Annotated in this window: 12 protein-coding genes, 1 tRNA gene, 2 rRNA genes and 1 pseudogene (1 of these 16 only partly in view); 14 read left to right on the top strand and 2 right to left on the bottom strand. The window is 60.3% G+C overall.

The genetic code is table 11. The annotated features are described in order from the left end of the window. From TM49_RS04685 to TM49_RS23840, 4 genes are all read left to right on the top strand, one after another. Positions 1-1,438, top strand: a 23S ribosomal RNA gene (locus TM49_RS04685); it begins 1,493 nt to the left of the window's first position. 209 nt (positions 1,439-1,647) lie between these two features. Then, positions 1,648-1,763: ribosomal RNA gene (gene rrf, locus TM49_RS04680) — 5S ribosomal RNA — on the top strand. A gap of 152 nt (positions 1,764-1,915) precedes the next feature. Next, positions 1,916-1,992: transfer RNA gene (locus TM49_RS04675), tRNA-Met, on the top strand. Between the two features lie 313 nt (positions 1,993-2,305). Then, on the top strand, positions 2,306-2,452 hold the full coding sequence (locus tag TM49_RS23840) for a hypothetical protein (RefSeq protein ID WP_244464797.1): 147 nt from the start codon (positions 2,306-2,308) through the stop codon (positions 2,450-2,452). Positions 2,453-2,551: 99 nt separating this feature from the next. Here the strand turns inward: TM49_RS23840 and TM49_RS23835 are convergent. Then, positions 2,552-3,634 (bottom strand): annotated as a pseudogene (locus TM49_RS23835) (recombinase family protein); the annotation flags it as partial. A 938-nt stretch (positions 3,635-4,572) separates the two neighbouring features. On the opposite strand from TM49_RS23835, the gene TM49_RS04655 reads away from it, so the two are divergent. From TM49_RS04655 to TM49_RS04625, 7 genes are all read left to right on the top strand, one after another. Then, a complete protein-coding gene (locus TM49_RS04655) occupies positions 4,573-5,526 on the top strand; it encodes a DUF1403 family protein (RefSeq protein ID WP_045679742.1) in 954 nt (317 codons plus the stop codon). A 2-nt stretch (positions 5,527-5,528) separates the two neighbouring features. After that, a complete protein-coding gene (gene scpB, locus TM49_RS04650; RefSeq protein ID WP_045679741.1) occupies positions 5,529-6,230 on the top strand; it encodes an SMC-Scp complex subunit ScpB in 702 nt (233 codons plus the stop codon). 254 nt (positions 6,231-6,484) lie between these two features. Continuing rightward, positions 6,485-6,847 (top strand): hypothetical protein, encoded by a 363-nt coding sequence (locus TM49_RS04645; RefSeq protein WP_045679740.1) that lies wholly within the window; start codon positions 6,485-6,487, stop codon positions 6,845-6,847. Positions 6,848-6,903: 56 nt separating this feature from the next. Then, the gene (locus tag TM49_RS04640; protein ID WP_045679739.1) at positions 6,904-7,587 is read left to right on the top strand and encodes an ABC transporter ATP-binding protein; all 684 of its coding nucleotides are present in this window, start codon (positions 6,904-6,906) and stop codon (positions 7,585-7,587) included. After that, on the top strand, positions 7,571-8,758 hold the full coding sequence (locus TM49_RS04635; protein ID WP_045679738.1) for an ABC transporter permease: 1,188 nt from the start codon (positions 7,571-7,573) through the stop codon (positions 8,756-8,758). Before TM49_RS04640 ends, TM49_RS04635 begins: the two co-directional genes overlap by 17 nt. A gap of 33 nt (positions 8,759-8,791) precedes the next feature. Continuing rightward, entirely contained in the window at positions 8,792-9,997 is a 1,206-nt protein-coding gene (locus tag TM49_RS04630) for an efflux RND transporter periplasmic adaptor subunit (RefSeq protein WP_144409477.1), read from the top strand. Continuing rightward, positions 9,987-11,321 (top strand): hypothetical protein, encoded by a 1,335-nt coding sequence (locus TM49_RS04625; protein ID WP_045679736.1) that lies wholly within the window; start codon positions 9,987-9,989, stop codon positions 11,319-11,321. The genes TM49_RS04630 and TM49_RS04625 overlap by 11 nt, the downstream gene beginning before the upstream one ends. On the opposite strand, the gene TM49_RS04620 is transcribed toward TM49_RS04625, so the two are convergent. Next, positions 11,318-12,940 (bottom strand): bifunctional helix-turn-helix transcriptional regulator/alpha/beta hydrolase, encoded by a 1,623-nt coding sequence (locus tag TM49_RS04620; protein ID WP_045679735.1) that lies wholly within the window; start codon positions 12,938-12,940, stop codon positions 11,318-11,320. The genes TM49_RS04625 and TM49_RS04620 overlap by 4 nt on opposite strands. Here TM49_RS04620 and TM49_RS23310 point away from each other — a divergent pair. The 3 genes from TM49_RS23310 to TM49_RS04610 all read left to right on the top strand — a co-directional run bounded on the left by TM49_RS23310 (position 12,939) and on the right by TM49_RS04610 (position 16,772). After that, on the top strand, positions 12,939-13,202 hold the full coding sequence (locus tag TM49_RS23310; protein ID WP_144409476.1) for a hypothetical protein: 264 nt from the start codon (positions 12,939-12,941) through the stop codon (positions 13,200-13,202). The genes TM49_RS04620 and TM49_RS23310 overlap by 2 nt on opposite strands. Positions 13,203-13,357: 155 nt before the next feature. Beyond that, entirely contained in the window at positions 13,358-15,547 is a 2,190-nt protein-coding gene (locus TM49_RS04615) for a putative bifunctional diguanylate cyclase/phosphodiesterase (protein ID WP_052700017.1), read from the top strand. A gap of 319 nt (positions 15,548-15,866) precedes the next feature. Then, positions 15,867-16,772: a LysR family transcriptional regulator gene (locus tag TM49_RS04610; RefSeq protein WP_045684773.1), complete on the top strand. Its 906-nt coding sequence runs from the start codon at positions 15,867-15,869 to the stop codon at positions 16,770-16,772. The last annotated feature ends 128 nt before the right edge of the window (positions 16,773-16,900 follow it).

The raw sequence follows: 16,900 nt of genomic DNA, 5'->3' as shown, positions 1-16,900 counted from the left end.
AAGTTAATCTGAGCAGGGTTAGCCGGCCCCTAAGACGAGGCGGAAACGCGTAGTCGATGGGAACCACGTTAATATTCGTGGGCCAGGCGGTGGTGACGGATTGCACAAATCGTACATTCTTATTGGATTGAGTGTGCGGTGGAGCGGTTCCAGGAAATAGCCCCGTCGTGAGACCGTACCCGAAACCGACACAGGTGGTCAGGTAGAGTATACCAAGGCGCTTGAGAGAACTGCGTTGAAGGAACTCGGCAAATTGCACGCGTAACTTCGGAAGAAGCGTGACCTCTTTATACGCAAGTATTGAGAGGTGGCACAGACCAGGGGGTAGCGACTGTTTATCAAAAACACAGGGCTCTGCGAAGTCTTTAAGACGACGTATAGGGTCTGACGCCTGCCCGGTGCTGGAAGGTTAAAAGGAGATGTGCAAGCATTGAATTGAAGCCCCAGTAAACGGCGGCCGTAACTATAACGGTCCTAAGGTAGCGAAATTCCTTGTCGGGTAAGTTCCGACCTGCACGAATGGCGTAACGACTTCCCCGCTGTCTCCAACGCAGACTCAGTGAAATTGAATTCCCCGTGAAGATGCGGGGTTCCTGCGGTCAGACGGAAAGACCCCGTGCACCTTTACTATAGCTTTACACTGGCATTCGCCAAGGCATGTGTAGGATAGGTGGTAGGCTTTGAAGCAGGGACGCCAGTTCTTGTGGAGCCATCCTTGAAATACCACCCTTATCTTCGTGGATGTCTAACCGCGATCCGTTATCCGGATCCGGGACAGTGTATGGTGGGTAGTTTGACTGGGGCGGTCGCCTCCTAAAGAGTAACGGAGGCGCGCGATGGTGGGCTCAGAACGGTCGGAAATCGTTCGTCGAGTGCAATGGCATAAGCCCGCCTGACTGCAAGACTGACAAGTCGAGCAGAGACGAAAGTCGGTCATAGTGATCCGGTGGTCCCGCGTGGAAGGGCCATCGCTCAACGGATAAAAGGTACGCCGGGGATAACAGGCTGATGACCCCCAAGAGTCCATATCGACGGGGTTGTTTGGCACCTCGATGTCGGCTCATCGCATCCTGGGGCTGGAGCAGGTCCCAAGGGTTTGGCTGTTCGCCAATTAAAGCGGTACGTGAGCTGGGTTCAGAACGTCGTGAGACAGTTCGGTCCCTATCTGCCGTGGGTGTAGGAATATTGACAGGATCTGTCCCTAGTACGAGAGGACCGGGATGGACATATCTCTGGTGGACCTGTTGTCCTGCCAAGGGCATAGCAGGGTAGCTATATATGGAATGGATAACCGCTGAAGGCATCTAAGCGGGAAACCAACCTGAAAACGAGTATTCCCTATCAGAGCCGTTGTAGACGACAACGTTGATAGGCCGGGTGTGGAAGCGCAGCAATGTGTGAAGCTTACCGGTACTAATCGCTCGATCGGCTTGATCGTTCTCATTGTTCATGTTCATCGGCATAGCCGATGAACACGATCTTTTGTCCTCACGCTGTCGCGATCTTCGATCGCTTCGCTGCGGACGGCGCTGCTCACGCGACGCAGGCAAGCTGCTGAGGGTCGTCCCTCGACAGTCTTCGCCAATGTGCGTTACTGAAGCGCTTCAACAACAACCAGCTTCTCGAAAACATGCTGCATTTGGCCGACCTGGTGGTTATGGCGGGGTCCTCAACACCCGTTCCCATTCCGAACACGGCCGTGAAATGCCCCAGCGCCAATGGTACTTTGTCTCAAGACACGGGAGAGTAGGTCGCTGCCAGGTCTGCCAAATGCAACACATCTTCTCAATTCATAAACGGCGACTGCCGATCAAAAGCCGCCGTCAAGGCGGCTTTTTGCTGTGTAACAAAACAATAGCCCGGGCAGGAACGAGACCAACCCTCTCAAACCATAACCCAGGACGCTCAAACATAACGCGGGGTGGAGCAGCCCGGTAGCTCGTCAGGCTCATAACCTGAAGGCCGCAGGTTCAAATCCTGCCCCCGCAACCAACACTAATTTACCAGAAATATCAAAGGCTTCACTTTTAGCAGGTGAGGCCTTTTTGCTATTCTGCGCCGAAACGCCCGTCGCGAGATGCAGTAGCCCCGCGATCGCACCATAGAGGTCGATATCGAGACCGGCGCCGCCTTCCGATGGCGTTAGAACGATCTTTTCGATCAGATCGCGCAGCGCTTCCTTCGAGCCCAGCATCTGGTCAGCTTCGCTCAGCCCAGCGATGAGCGCTGTAACCTGCTCGCGATAGCGTGCCGCCATTGACGGGTGGAACAGGACCGGCTCCGGCGCCTCGATGGATGCAAGTTCGTGCTCAAGGGCCTTGCGGCGGCGATCGAGGTCGTTCATGCGGTCCTTGACTTGATCGGCCGGCACGCCCGCGACAATCGCATCGACCAGCTTGGCATGGTCGTTTTTGACCTTGGCGAGCTCTGCTTCCTTGCCTTTGCGATCTGATGCTGCCGAATTGGCCAGCCGGTTCCGTTCCGCGGTATACTCTTCACAGAAAATCCTGACAGCTTCCGGCTCCATCAGATTGTTGGTCAGCGCTTCAAGAACACGGTCCTCGAGATCTCGCTGCTTTATGGTGAGCATGTTGGTACAGACGGCGTTGCCCTTGTTGCGCGGCGCAGAGCATCCGAAAGCATCTTTCTGTATTTTGGAAAAGCCGCTGCCGCAGCAACCGCAACGCATCAGGCCGGAAAACAGCGTTCGCGGACGCCGCCGGTCCCAGACGGCTGTCCCTGTTCCCTTCGACTTGAGTACGCCTTGTCGGGCTTTGGCTGCCTCCCAGGCGCCCTGATCGACGATGCGAAGATCCGGGACTTCGGTGATGGTCAGATCCTCTTGCCTGTTTGGACGCGACACTCGCTTTCCCGTCTCGGGATCCTTGATATAAGTCAGACGGTTCCAGACCAGCCTGCCGACATAGAGTTCATTATTGAGAATGCCGGTGCCTCGTTCCCGGTTTCCATGGATTGTTGAGGCGCCCCAGTGCTTTCCGCGGGGCGCCGGAACCTGTTCGCGGTTCAGCGCTTCCGCAATCTTCTTCGGCGAGATACCATTCGCATAGTCTCGGAAAATACGTCGGACAATGGCCGCTTCACTCTGGTTGATCGCGCGTTCTCCATGGACGGGTTCGCCCGTCTGATCGCGTTTGGCAACAACATCATATCCATAGGTCTTGCCGCCGGCGGACTTGCCAGCCGATGCCCGGCCGCGAAGCCCTTCGCGTGTCTTTTTGCCGAGATCCTTGAGGTAGAGCGCATTCATCGTGCCTTTCAGGCCGATATGCATCTCATCGATGCTGCCTTCCGAGATCGTCTCGATCATGACGCCGGCAAACTGAAGTTTTTGATAGAGGCCTGCGATGTCGGCCTGATTGCGTGACAGACGATCGAGGGCGTGCGTGATCACGATATCGAACTGTCGCGACTGGGCATCGCGCATCAGCTTCTGGATTCCGCTGCGCATCAGGCTGGCGCCGGACGTTGCGCGGTCGGAATATATCTCGACTACATCGAGACCCTGACGCTTTGCATAGGCATCGCAGGCGCGAACCTGGTCATCAATCGAGGCGTCCCGCTGAAGGTCGGTCGAGTAACGGGCGTATATGACAGCGCGGATGGGACTGGACATCGCTGGTCTCCGGATCACAATCACCCCCGATCGCGATCATGGTCCTTGCGTGCCTGATCACGAGCGAGAGCGCGGATGAAATTGTAGAAGTCTTCTTTATGGTCTGAAGGAGCAGTCGCATTGTCAACAGGCAAGGCGCGGATGGCACCCGCTGCCTTGTTCCTGATTTTGACATGCCTCGTCCGTTCTCGCGCCATAGGCCCCGAGTGCTCCAGTCCGTTGGAGGCCTTGCCTCCGCTTTGGTTGATGGGAGCAGTTTACCCGGTGTGCGAAAATGTTATCCAGTCCAAAAAATACGAAAAACTGCGTAAAATGTTGATAACTAAAAGAAATCTTATGAAAGATTCCCCTTATAACAAGAATGCATGTTGGTTATGCTGAAACGTCTGTACCCGTCCATCGTTTAGTGAGGGCAAATGCCTCTCGCTTTATGGCGCATCCCGCAGACGCGCTTTCGCCAAAAAAGCCTGATTGGCGAATATCCTGGCGACCATATCGTCATCGTTGCCGAAGCCAACCCGTTGGCGTGCCCCGGATCGCGCCGGACGTCGCCAGCTCAGGATCGCCGCATCCCGGGAGAACTCATTCGTAGCCCTGTATTACGGCGTCCGTTTCGCCAGAACCTCGAAATCTGGCTGCAGTGCTGGAGGCTGAGGCGTGGAGACTTTTGCGGTCGACCGGGTGAACTCGGAGCCATTTCGGCGAGATCACGCCATCAGCGGCTCTGAACGTCCTTCCGATGGCGGATGTCAGATCTTGCTTCATAGACCCGGGAGGCCGGCAGTGTTGAGTGGGCTCACCGCATAGTAATCCGACTTCTTTTAAGATTTAAGTGATTGATATTGCAACATTATCAATCATAATAGAGAAAAGACAAGCTGTGCGCTTTGTATCGATTTCTCTGGTATTAACCGCTCATATTCTGTAGCCTCATCGCCATGGATTCGCGCGCCGCCACACCTGCCAGCACAGTTCCGCCCAACGCCGCCATGCCGGCCTGGGCTCGCCCGCGCGGACCCGACGTGACCGAAGCCGATGCCGCCTTCTCGGCCGGTATCGCTCTGAAATCTCTTGATGATATCGTCGGCTCCGAACCAGCGTGGGCTGGATGCTGGCGCTCTCGGCAGGCCCTGAAGTGTGCCGCTGCCGCCGTCCGCCTGACCGGCCGCACCGAGGATGAAGCGACGCTGCGCGACGCCGTGCTGCTCACCGCCGCCGGTGACGATCCGGGCCCTGCGGGAAAGATGTTTCTGGCCTTCAAAAGGCTCGCCGCCCGAAAACCCGGTTTTTCCACAAAGCAGGTCGAAGACCTCGCCGAGCTGATGGGGATCGCCTTGGACGACCGCCTCGCCGCCATCCCGGAGCTGGCAGACACCGCGCTGCAGTCCGGTCGCGCCGTGCCCTTCGTGGTCGCCGACCTTGTGACCGCAATCCTCGCGGGCCGGCCGGATGCCGAGCCGCTGGCCTGGGCCATGGCCGACATGATGATCGCCACCCAACTCAAATGGGACCGGCCCGTGCCGCTGCTGATGGCGGAGCGTTATGGCCGGGCGTTTCGGACCTTCGGGGGCAGGGGGCGCGTCCGGGCCGGGGAACCGGGATTTGGCCGTGCCGTCTGCCTTGCCATGGTTGACGGCGCTGCAGCGGCACTGCGCTCGGCCGACACGATCGCGCGCCGGGCTGATGTTCTTGTGGCCGTGGCGCCGAAGGTGCGGACCAAGGGTGCGGGCCCTGTCATTCAGGCGTTGCTCGACGAGGACGCCATGCCGGCGAGTGCACCCGGCAGCAATCTCTCTCGCTGGGCCGCCTCCCGCCTGTTCGAACGGCTCGAAGGTTTTGGCGCCGTGCGCGAATTGTCGGGCCGTTCCTTCTTCCGCATTTACGGGTTGTGACCATGACCGGTGCAGCCGATAACAGGCCATCCCGCCGCAAGAAAGCAAATGCCGCAGACGAAAACGCGGGAGGCGAACGCCTCTTCGACCGTGAGCTCGAGGCTTTGCCGCCAGACCTGCGCTGGCGCGAATGGATGCTCAGGGTCGAGGCGGTGATCTTCGCCGCCGCCGAGCCGGTCACCCGCGAGACGCTCGCCCGCGTCGTCGGCAAGGCCTGCAGCATCGACCTCCTGATTGATGATCTCCAGCAGGAGCTCGCCGGCCGCCCCTACGAGATCGTCCCGGTCGCCGGCGGCTGGCAGCACCGCAGCCGCCCCGCCTATGCCGACGCCATCCGCGCCTCCGCTGCGCCAACGCGGGGCGGAGGCGCGGCACTCTCCGAATTCGAATCCATGGTTCTGATGGCCATCGGCTATTTCCAGCCCATCACCCGCGCCGAACTGTCAAAGATCTTCGGCAAGGCGGTCAGCCGCGACACCATCGCGTCCCTCCGCAACGCCGCCCTCATCGCCTCCGGCCCCCGCAGCCCGACGCCCGGCGCGCCCTATACCTACGTCACGACAAAGCACTTCCTTTCGGCATTCGACATGGAAACACTCCGCGACCTGCCGGATATCGAGGCATTGGAGGATGCGGGGTTGCTGAGCAGAGCCGCCGTGCAGGAGGAGGCGATGGCGGCCGTGGGCGATGATGAGGAAGAATGAGGCTGTCGCCGCAGGGCTCTGGCGACGTCTTGAGCGTGCAGCAGCATCCAGCTTGAGGGAGCGCCTGCTCATGAAGCCGCGCGTTCAGCGCTGCCGAAGCCTGACAAAATCGGTCTTTTCTCGCCCGCACCCCCCAAATGGGGGGCGCTCGGTTTCCGGGCCGTCTTTAAACCTTTCCTCCAGCATCGCGAGGGGTGATGCATATGCCATTTGCGAAGCGGCAGGCTTCGCGATCACGAGGGAATAATTTCTAGATGCCGAACTTCAAGACAGCTCTTTGCCTGGTCCCGATCGTTTTTCTGGCGGCCTGTACCGACTCGTCCTTCGATTCGCTTTCGGATTCCGATTACGACACCGGCGGCTCTTCCTCCGGCGGCGGCACGCCGAAATCGTCGATCCTGCAGTGCCCGAGTTCCTGCACCACCACCAGCGGCGCGCCCGTCAACATCCAGGTGGCCTCCCACTGCGACGCCGCGCGCAGCTACTACAACGAATACAAACTCGCCGTGCAGCAGTACGGCACGGCCGGCGCAGAGCAATATTGGGATGCCTATGAGCAGACGGCGGACCTGGCGAATGAAATGTATTCCAGCTTCGGTTGCAAGGCGGATTACTAGGTCTTTTAATCCGGGCCGCTTCAGGGCGGCTCGGATGTTTCCGGGCGGTTACGGCCATGGCTGAACCTCTGCTTGATGTCCGCGGGGTCGGGAAGACCGTTGTATCCGCGGGCGATCGCATTGAGATACTGAAGAAGATCGACCTGACGCTCGACGCCGGCGGGCGGCTTTGCATCATCGGTGCGTCCGGTTCGGGCAAGTCGTCGCTGCTTGAAATACTCGGCACGCTGTCCACGCCGGATGAGGGCAGCGTGACGATTTCCGGCGTCGATGTCGCGGCGATTTCAGATGCCCGCAAGACCCGGTTCCGGCGTCAGCAAATCGGCTTCGTATTTCAGGGCTTCAACCTGATCGATCATATCAGCGCGGCAGAAAATGTGGCGATGCCGCTTCGATACCAGGGCGTTTCGCGGGGCGTTGCGATGCGGCGCGCCGAGGAGGAGCTCGAAAGGGTTGGTCTTGCTGGGCGCGCCCGCTCGCGCGCAAGCCGCCTTTCGGGCGGCGAGAAACAGCGCGTTGCGCTGGCGAGAGCGCTGGTGTCCCGGCCGGCGCTCATTCTCTCCGACGAGCCGACGGGCAATCTCGACGAGGAGACCGGCCGATACGTCCTCAACCTGCTCCTGCAGAACTGCAGCGAGGGATGCGGGCTGGTGATGGTCACCCACAATCTCGATCATGCGCGCAGGTTCGAGCGGGTGCTGAAATTATCGGGCGGGCAATGTCATGCTGTTGCCGTTTGAACCGATCCTCGCCCGGCTCAGGGCCTTTGGCCTCGCGCGGCTGTTCTTCGCGGTGGTCACGCTGTCGATGACGCTTGCCGGCACCATTGCCAACTACGCGCTTTCCGGCAATGCGCTGCGCCACTTCGAAACGTTGCTGGAACTCGGCGCGGCCGAAACCTTCGTGATCAGCGGCGCCAATTACGAGGTAGGCATGCTGACCGGCGGCACATTCGACCCCGGTGCGCTCGCTCTGCTCGGTCCGGATATGATCGCCGGGCTGTTGCCCGGCGGCTTTTCCGTGACGCCGTTTCGGGCCTTTCCGGTGACTTTGGAAAGCGGTGGCACTGCGCAACTCGCCAAGGCCTATGCCGTCGGCGACGGTTTCGCCCGGCAGGCCGGACTGACCACGGATCTGCCGCCGGGTACGGCAATCGGCGATTTGATGCAGGATAGCTGTCTGTTCGGGCGCGCGTTGGCCGAAAGCCTCGACGGCGCCTCGATCGTTTGGGTGGAGGGCAAGGCCTGCCAGGTGGCCGGCTTCTTCGATGCGCCGGTACGTCCCCCTTTTGCCGAACTCTCGCGATCGCTGCTGATCCCTCAAGGGGAAGATTCCTTCGAGGGCGTCGATGCCGGAAATTTCAACTTTCTCGTGACCGGGCCCGCGGAAAGCCTCCCGGAGCCGCGCCTGAAAGGCCTGTTGTCGCTCGCGTTCGATGTTTCGCGGCTGACCTTCTGGTCGAGCGCGCCGATCATCGAACAGGCGCGCGAACTGAAATTCATCGCGCTCGCCATATCGGTGGGGCTGAGCGCGATCATCCTGATGATCGGCGGCGTGTCGATAGCGGCGCTGATGTCGTTTTCGGTGACGGAGCGCCGGCGTGAAATCGCCATCCGTCGCACGCTGGGAGCAACGCGGGGGCGAATAGTTGTTGAGATCGTGCAGGAAACAGCCCTGATCGCAGCACTTGCACTGATCGTCGGTATCGTGGGCGGTCTAATTCTTGCAGAGGTCTTGCAGCAGCCGCTCAGCCGCTATTTCGTGGCGGGCAGCATCGCCGGTTCGGGTGTTGCCATCGGGCCGATTGCCCGCGCCGTCGCTGGTTTTTTCGTGGTCACGCTTCTCGCCGGCATCGTGCCGGCACTGAACGCCGCGCGCACCGATCCGGCAACCGTGCTGAGGGAAAGCTGATGGCGAGGGAACTCTGCATGGAAAGGGGGCATCATGTCGCTGGTTAGAACCTCCGTTATAGCCTTTGGCGTCGTGATGGGTGTTGGTGCTGCTGCATGGGCGGTGCAGGGCGGTGTCTGGCCGCGGGAACAGGCGGCTGATCAGGCGCCGAACCGGACGGAATGGCGTATTGCCGACCGCGCCTTCACAGAGCGCGTCGTGCGGCAATGCCATATCGAATATGGCGCGCCGCGCGCGCTTTCGGCGCCGGCCGATGGTTTGCTGGAACTGCTTGTCGCAGACGGCGCTGCAGTCAAGAAGGGCGATATCATTGCGCGTTACGCGATCGACACGCTCGAAAGCGAGGAGCGGAGCCTGGCGGCAGACATTGAAAGCCTGCGTTCACGGATCGCCTTCAAATCCGGTCCCTATCGCACCGAAACCGAGGCGATCTGGCAGATCGAGCGCGAAACGCAGGAGGGCAGCCGCGCCCGGATTCGCGCGAAACTCGAGGAGATGGAGAGGCTGGAGGCGAATGGCCAGATTGCGCCGCAGCGGCTGGAAGAAACCCGGCTGCGACTGGAGGAGGCGGATGCCGAGTATGCCCGGCTTTCCCATCAGCGCACTCTCGACCGCGCCCAGATGAAGCTCGATATCGGTCAGATGGAGCATGATCTGACTGTCGCCGAGGCAAGGCTTGAAGATATCGGGCGCGAGAAGGACCGCAGCGCTCTGGCGGCGCCTGAAAACGGCGTGGTGATCTGGCGCGATCCGCAGCTTGCCGAAGCAGGCGGCGGCGAGTTGCGCCGCGGCACGCCGATCGCCTCCCTGGTCACGCCCGGCCGCTACGGCGCGGTCGTTCGCTTCGGCGACAGCGACATGGGCGTCATTGAGGGCGCGACGGTGAGTGTCGGCTTCGAAGATGGGCGGCAGCCCGTCAGGGCCGAGATCGTTTCGAAACGGCTGGTCGATGACCCCATCGAACAGAAGCGGGGGCGCTACGCCTATGACGTCGCCATTGTTTTTAAGGGCGATGAGACAATGTTGCACAGTCAGGCGCTGTGCAGCTTCAGCCGGCCCGTCGCGACCCCATCGGCTGCGATACCGGCTAGCGCGCTCCGGTTTCAGTCCGGCCGCGTCTATGCGATGAAGCTTGAAGACGGCAAGACCGGCCTTGTCGAACTTGAACTCGGCGAGGTGGCGGATGGTTATGTCCGCGTCCTCGCCGGTCTGAAAAGCGGTGACATCGTTGTCGAATAGCCGCCTTTCACCGCTCCGGCGACTGGCGGCGCTGGCGCTTCCGCTCGTTCTCGCCGCCTGCGCCTCGCCCGCGCTGAAGCAGACCAGCGCCGATATCGATGCGCTCCAGCGCCAGATTGATGCTCCGTCGCCTCTGTCTGCGTCCGAAGGTCCCCTTGGCCCGGTCGCGCTCGTCGCTTCCGCCGATCGGCGCGGGCATGATGTGATGAAGGCGCGGCTGAAGCGCGCCGAAGCGGAACTGGCGCTCGACGAAACCCGCTCGCGCCGGTTTCCGCGCCTTTCGGTGGAAGCGCGCGACTTCGTCACCTATGATCGGCGCAACGGGATGACCGACAACGCCAATGTCGTGCTCGGCGTCAACTGGGATATCGCCTATGCGCTGCTCGGGCTCGACAGCCGCAATATCGCCATCGCCGAAGAACTCATTCCGGTCCAGTATCAGCTTTCCTACCGCAACGCGCTGGGGGCGTTGCTTGCCGCCTATGCTTCGTTGAGCGAGATGGATTTCAAGCGCCGACACACGCTGCTGGAGGCGGATGCGCTTTCCTGCCAGGCGAAATCGATGCGTGCCGAACAGAAACTCGGCACGGTCTCGGTGGTGGAGGTTGACGCGATGAGTGCGCGGATTGCCGCGGTGCGGAGCGAAGCGAACGCCATTGCCATGGCGATGGAGACGGAAGAAAGCAAGGTTCTGGCGCTGGCCGGCCTGAAGGCAGGCGGTGCGCCGGTTGCGGCGTCAAGATCCGTCCTGCCGGCGCTGGCGAGCCTGCCGAAATCTGTTGCGGAGAACGGCGAAAGCTGTTTTTCGGCTTCCGGCAGCCAGGCGCTGGAAAATCTTCTGGTCGAAGCTGCCGGCGCCCAGCTCGATCTCGCCAGGAAATCGCGCTTTACCAAGCTGACGGCGGCGCTCCCGACCTTTATGAGCGAGGATGGCGGTCTCAGCCTTCAGTTCCTGGTTGGTTATGTGTTGCCGCTGATCGATCAGGGCGACAGCCTGCGGCTGACCGATCGTGCGCGCATCCGCCTGCTGGAGACGATCCTGGCGGCGCGCGAAAACCACCGTGAATTTCTGAACCGCTACAACGAAACCGTGCTGAACACGGCCGCTGCCCGTCGCGCGCTCGCCGCGGCCGATGCCGCCATTGCGACGGCGCGGATATCCCTTTCCGCAGCGCCCGATGCCGAGCAATGCGCCGCCGAAACGGCGCTGGCGAAAGCGCGGCTGGAGCGTGCCGAGGCGTTGTTTGCAATCGAGATGGCGCGCGGCCGGCAAACGCTGATGTGCGCGCCGCTGCCGGAAGCTCAGGACCCGCCTGAGGGTTAGCGCATCGGCGGCGCGGCGGCGCGTGCTTCCCTGCCGGCCTGTGCGGACTTCTTTTCCGAACAGGAGACTTCGGCAAGGGTGCTGGCCAGCATTTCGAAACGACTGGCGGCGACGTGATGGCCGACCTCTGGAATGATCCTGCAATCTGCATTCGGATTGGTCTCGGCCAAAGCCGCAATGGGCGCGGGGGGCGACATCTTGTCGTCGGCGCCCTGAAGAAACAGGACCGGCATCTCCAGCCCGCCGATATCCTGATCCCAGCCGCGTTGATTGACGGCGAGATCGGCGACCACGCTTGCCGATGACCGTTCGCCGATCAGCCGCAACCACGAAAGCGCCCAGCCGGCCTCGATGGATTGGTCGATCACGGCCAGATCGGCAGGGCTTTCGCGATAGGCGTGACGGTAGGCGCGCGCGGCAAGGGCAGGGGAGCGCGCCAGTGCTGCATAGGCCTTGACGATGGCGCCGATCACGATCGGTCGCTGGCGGACGGCGCTCGTCAGGGCGGCCTGCATGCTGCGTTCCGATGCCGGCGCGGATTTCGATGGCGGAAACGGCGCGCCGGCAATCACCAGGTTCTCGACAAGGCCGGGGTGGCGGGCAGCGAAATGCGTGGCCCACGAGACCCCGGAATTGACCGCGACGCATGTCACCGGTCCGCCGATGAGGTGATGCACCATTTCGGCAACCGCCTCGGTATAGGTCTCGAGAAAACGCAACGGATCCGAATGGTCGATCCCATCGACGAAAAACCGGGGCGCCGCCAGAAAGCGCAGGCCATGGCGTCGCAAAATATCGACCTTGTCTTCGCAGTAGAGCGTCGGTGATAACAGGCCGTGGAAAAACAGACATGGCTTGCCGCTGCGCGCGCCGAATTCCCAGATCGGCAGTTCGGCGCCGTTTTGAAGCGCAACGGAATGGACCGTCACCCTGCCTGCGAAATGGCAGGCCAGAAGCTCGCGCTCCGGACTATGGTCCCGGGTGCCGGAAAAGGTGGCGATGAAATAGCTCATCAGGCTTGCGGAGATCGAGCGGGCCAGTGCTGCCTGATTGGTGACGCCGAATTTCTGGAAGATGACCTGCAGCTGCTTGCGCTTGGTACCGTAGGAAGCGCCAAGCCTTTCGGCCGCGTCCTTCAGTTCGTGACCGGCCAGAAGCTGCGCGATCAACTGATATTCGCTGGCGGTCAGCGGCGCGACATCGAGCGGCGTATGTTTTTCGAAGAATGTGCGGTCGATTTCCAGCGCAAGCCACTCGGCCCCCTCCGGCGCTTGCGGCCAGTAGTGTCTGACCGCCAGAATGACCTGCAGCAGGTTTTCATGTTCTCTGAAGGCGAAGCCTTGTTGGTCGCCCGGCGGCAGGTCGAAACGACGCGGCAGCGCATCGGCTTCTCCGTCGCTCAGGATAACCGTGCCGTCGCGATCAAGCAGGCAGACCGGCAGATCGAATGGGGGCAGGGTTTTGTAGAAGAAATCCTGGATCGCGATCTGCCGGCGGGCGTCGCGGATTTCCGGGGCATCCCCATCCCACCGCGCCGGCAGTACGGACGGTTTGAAAATCTGGGGAATTTCGGCAAGCCTTGCGATCTGCCGTCGGAGTGCTGCGCGAGACGCGGTCATGGCGCAGATTTTTGAGAAAACCCGGATGCGAGGTCAAGGGGCGGACTGCGAAATGTGGCATTTTTGCGGCAAAACCTGCGTAGCAGGGCCATGGGTCGCTCGCCCCGTCGACTTAATTGACGCCCGTGATCATCCCGATGATCTCGGTCTCGGCGGCGCGGGTCATGCCATGGTTGTTGTTTTCCACCGAGACGTGCCGTTGGTTTACCGTCGAGAACTGACGCACTTTGAAGGTATGTCTCTGTGCTCAGTATTGTCGTGATGACGACGCTGGTGCGCTCATAGAACTTGCTGAGCAGATGGAAGGCCCAGATCACCGAAGATCCCAGATGAACAGTTTTGCGCCAATTTCATCAGCTTGCTACACCATATATAAATTTAGCAAGATCTCAGAGAGTTCATTTTATGGAGTTTCCCATGTGTGACGACAGAGCCAGGCCATACCCGATTCCTGAGAACGAAGAAGATCGGCTCCTTGCGCTGGAAGAATATCACTTGCTGGATACGCCTCCCGAACAAAGCTTCGAGCGACTGACGGGACTTGCTTCCCGGCTGTTCAACGTTCCGATTGTGTTGATCTCGCTTATCGAGCGGGATCGCCAGTTCTTCAAGTCACATGTCGGCCTCGACATCTGCGAGACCAGCCGGGAGGTCTCGTTTTGCACCCATGCCATCATGCGGGACGATATCCTGGTGGTCCCGGACGCGACAAAAGACCCGAGATTTTCGAGCAATCCCCTGGTGCTCGGCCCGCCTTTCATTCGATTCTATGCGGGCAAACCGCTTGCTACCCCGTCGGGCGAAAAACTGGGCACGGTCTGTCTGATTGATACCAAGCCGCGCTTCTCGTTCACTGAACAGGATCGCGAGCACCTGAGCGATATCGCATCACTGGTGATGGAACACATGGAAACGAGAAGGCTCGATTTCATTCGATCCATCAATCAGGCCCGCTTTGAAAGCATTGCCCGCACATCGGCAGATGCGATTCTGTTTTCGAACAGTCAGAGCCTGATCACGTTCTGGAACCGTTCGGCGGAACGGATTTTCGGTTATCAGGAAGCGGAGATTTTGAACCGCTCGACCGAGCTTCTTGTTCCCGACAGCTGGCTGCCATTATACAAGGCAGAGGTGGAAAGACTGAGGCAGGGCGAGCAGTTGCAGCTCGCCGACCGCATTGTCGAGCTTTCCGGCCTCAGGAAAGACGGTACGGAATTTCCGGCCGAGTTTTCTCTCTCGGTCTGGAGAGAGGGCGCAAAAAGCAATGTCGGGGCTATCATCCGCGACATAACCGAACGAAAGGAACACGAAGATCGACTGTTCCGGCTTGCTTCCCTTGATCCCTTGACGGACCTGCCCAACCGGGGCGCATGGCGAGAGCAGATTGGCGAAACGCTCGATGCGGGAAAGCCTTGCACCGTGCTGCTGCTGGACCTCGATCGTTTCAAGGAAACCAACGATACACACGGACATTCTGTCGGCGACGCTGTGCTCAAGGAGGTCGCCGCGCGGCTGTTGTCGACCTGCAGCGATGCAAAAATGGTCGCCAGGCTTGGCGGCGATGAATTTGTCATCCTCTACGATGGCAGCGAGGATCGCCATGCTCGGATGATCGCAGCGCAAATCCTGTCAGCCATTTGCGAACCATATGCGTTTTCTGGGCAGAAGGCAGAAATCGGGGTGAGTATCGGTATCGCTTTTGCGCCCCGCCACAGCCAGTGCCCCGACGAACTCATGGGTGCCGCAGATCTTGCACTGTATCGCGCAAAGGCAGCGGGCAAAGGCCAGTTTAAAATCTTCGAACCGGCGCTCAGGGACGTTGCGGTGGCGCGACGAGCATTTGAAGAGGAGCTCAGACGCGCTTTCATCAGGCAGGAGTTCGAACTTTTCTATCAGCCGCAGTTCTCAGCGGATTCTCTCCGACTGACTGGAGCAGAAGCGCTTATCCGCTGGAACCACCCGGAGAGAGGCCTTCTGAGCCCGGCCTCTTTCATCGACATTCTCGGTCAGAAACAGACAGCCCCGGAGATCGGAGACTGGATCCTGCGCACAGCTTGCCGCCAGGCGGCGAAGTGGCGCGAGAGGCAAACGGGTTTCAAAATCGGCGTAAACCTGTTTGAAGTCCAATTCCGGCAAGGAAATCTTCTCGAGAACGTCAGGGCCATCCTTTCAGAAGCCGACCTACCCGCGGAGGCGCTTGAACTGGAACTCGTCGAAAACATCCTGCTCCATAACGACCGCGATACACTGAGGCTTCTGAACGCTCTCAGGACGCTTGGTGTCGGCCTCGCCTTTGACGATTATGGCACGGGCTTCGCTTCCCTCAGCTTTCTAAAGCGCTACCCGGTATCGCGCCTCAAGATTGACCGCACATTTGTACGTGATGTGGACAGCGACCCGGAAGACGAGGCCGTGGTCAGAGCAATCCTCTATCTTGGACGGAGCTTCGGGATGGAGGTAATCGCGGAAGGGGTCGAGACCAACTCGCAGCTAGCGCTTCTGCGCAAGCACGGCTGCGGCGAGGTGCAGGGCTATCTGTTCGGCCATCCCGTTCCGGCCGGCGAATTCGAGGCTCGGTTTCTTGCAGGCTCTGCCGAACAGGAATGAACTCACCCCGGAAGGGCTTGTTCCTCCTAGGACGAAACGACATTCATCGGGCCAGATAGCAATTGCGGCAAGGTAGGCAAATCACTTCGAAGTGAGGCCTTCGGGCAGCACGTCTCCCGCTGATCCAGCAGGTTATCATGCAGTTTGCGGTAGCCGTAAGGTGTCTACAGTTCCCGGGGTTATTCAGGATAACAGAAACCGATTGGCGACTTGAGATCGACGGTGGCCGCGTTAAGCCAGCAACGGAAATGGTGCGCGACAGGACCGAGAAGATGGCGTAACGCTTGATAGTAGCGCAATGCAAGCAGCGACGGATGCCATGAATATAAAACAGCTCGAAGTTTTCCGCGCGGTGCTTTCGACGGGCTCTACGATGGGGGCTGCCAAGAGCACAGGGCTCAGCCAGTCGGGCGTCAGCCGCATGATCCAGCACCTGGAATCCGATCTCAATCTGACGCTGTTTCAGCGCGTCAAGGGAAGGCTGGTGCCGACGCCGGAGGCGCGCACGCTGGAGGCGGAGGCGAAGACCGTTTTGCTGAACCTGGCCCGCTTCAGCCAGCTTGCCGATGAGATCCGCACCGGCGCGTCGGAAACCGAGGCGGTGCGCATCGGCCTGCCGAGCAGCATGTGGGAAAATTTCGCGCCCGCCATGCTGAAGGATTATCGCGAGGGTTTTCCCGGCGTCAGGGTCGAGACCTTTTTCGAGACAACCATGACCATTCAGCGGATGATCGACCAGCGTGTGATCGATTTCGGCTTCCTGCGCCACGAGGGCGAAATCAGTCCCGGCATCCGGCTCGAGATCGTTGCCGAGGGGCGAAGCGTGGCCGTCATGCAACGGGACCACCCGCTCGCTGCCCGCGACGTCATCCGGCCGGAGGATCTGCGCGGCGAACCGCTGATCATGCTCGGCCGGCTGCGCGCCCATCGGGTGATGCTCGACCGGCTGTTGCAGAACGAGGCCGTGCGTGCCGACGTGCGCATCGAAACGCATTCCAACTCCTCCGCCTGCGCCTATGCCGCCGAGGGGTTGGGGATTGCGCTTGCGAGCAGTTTCTACGCCAATCTCTACAAGCACCTGCCCGTGGTGCAACGGCCGTTCGAGCCCAGGCTGACGCAGCGCTTCGGGATCGCGACTGCCGAGGGCGTACCGATGTCGCTTGCCGCGAAGGGGCTGATGGCGGCTTTGAAGCGCCAGATCGAACGCTCTCAGGTGGACGAGTAGACCGGCCCCTTTGCCGGTTTCCCTGATGAAACATGTCCTTGGACGGTGAGCACGACTGCATATTCCTATGAAGATTATCATAGTGTTGCGGTATCTTTTTCGCTTCGTCATACTTTTGACAATAAACA

This window comes from Martelella endophytica, assembly GCF_000960975.1.
Classification (GTDB): Bacteria; Pseudomonadota; Alphaproteobacteria; order Rhizobiales; family Rhizobiaceae; genus Martelella; species Martelella endophytica.
The sequence above is the reverse complement of the archived record's forward strand: the minus strand, read 5'-3'. Positions and strand labels throughout refer to the sequence as shown.

Coding starts and splice junctions, on each gene's coding strand:
- TM49_RS04655 (WP_045679742.1), top strand. CDS start 4,573: ATGGATTCGCGCGCCGCCACACCTGCCAGCACAGTTCCGCCCAACGCC.
- scpB (WP_045679741.1), top strand. CDS start 5,529: ATGACCGGTGCAGCCGATAACAGGCCATCCCGCCGCAAGAAAGCAAAT.
- TM49_RS04645 (WP_045679740.1), top strand. CDS start 6,485: ATGCCGAACTTCAAGACAGCTCTTTGCCTGGTCCCGATCGTTTTTCTG.
- TM49_RS04640 (WP_045679739.1), top strand. CDS start 6,904: ATGGCTGAACCTCTGCTTGATGTCCGCGGGGTCGGGAAGACCGTTGTA.
- TM49_RS04635 (WP_045679738.1), top strand. CDS start 7,571: ATGCTGTTGCCGTTTGAACCGATCCTCGCCCGGCTCAGGGCCTTTGGC.
- TM49_RS04630 (WP_144409477.1), top strand. CDS start 8,792: ATGTCGCTGGTTAGAACCTCCGTTATAGCCTTTGGCGTCGTGATGGGT.
- TM49_RS23310 (WP_144409476.1), top strand. CDS start 12,939: ATGGCGCAGATTTTTGAGAAAACCCGGATGCGAGGTCAAGGGGCGGAC.
- TM49_RS04620 (WP_045679735.1), bottom strand. CDS start 12,940: ATGACCGCGTCTCGCGCAGCACTCCGACGGCAGATCGCAAGGCTTGCC.
- TM49_RS04615 (WP_052700017.1), top strand. CDS start 13,358: ATGTGTGACGACAGAGCCAGGCCATACCCGATTCCTGAGAACGAAGAA.
- TM49_RS04610 (WP_045684773.1), top strand. CDS start 15,867: ATGAATATAAAACAGCTCGAAGTTTTCCGCGCGGTGCTTTCGACGGGC.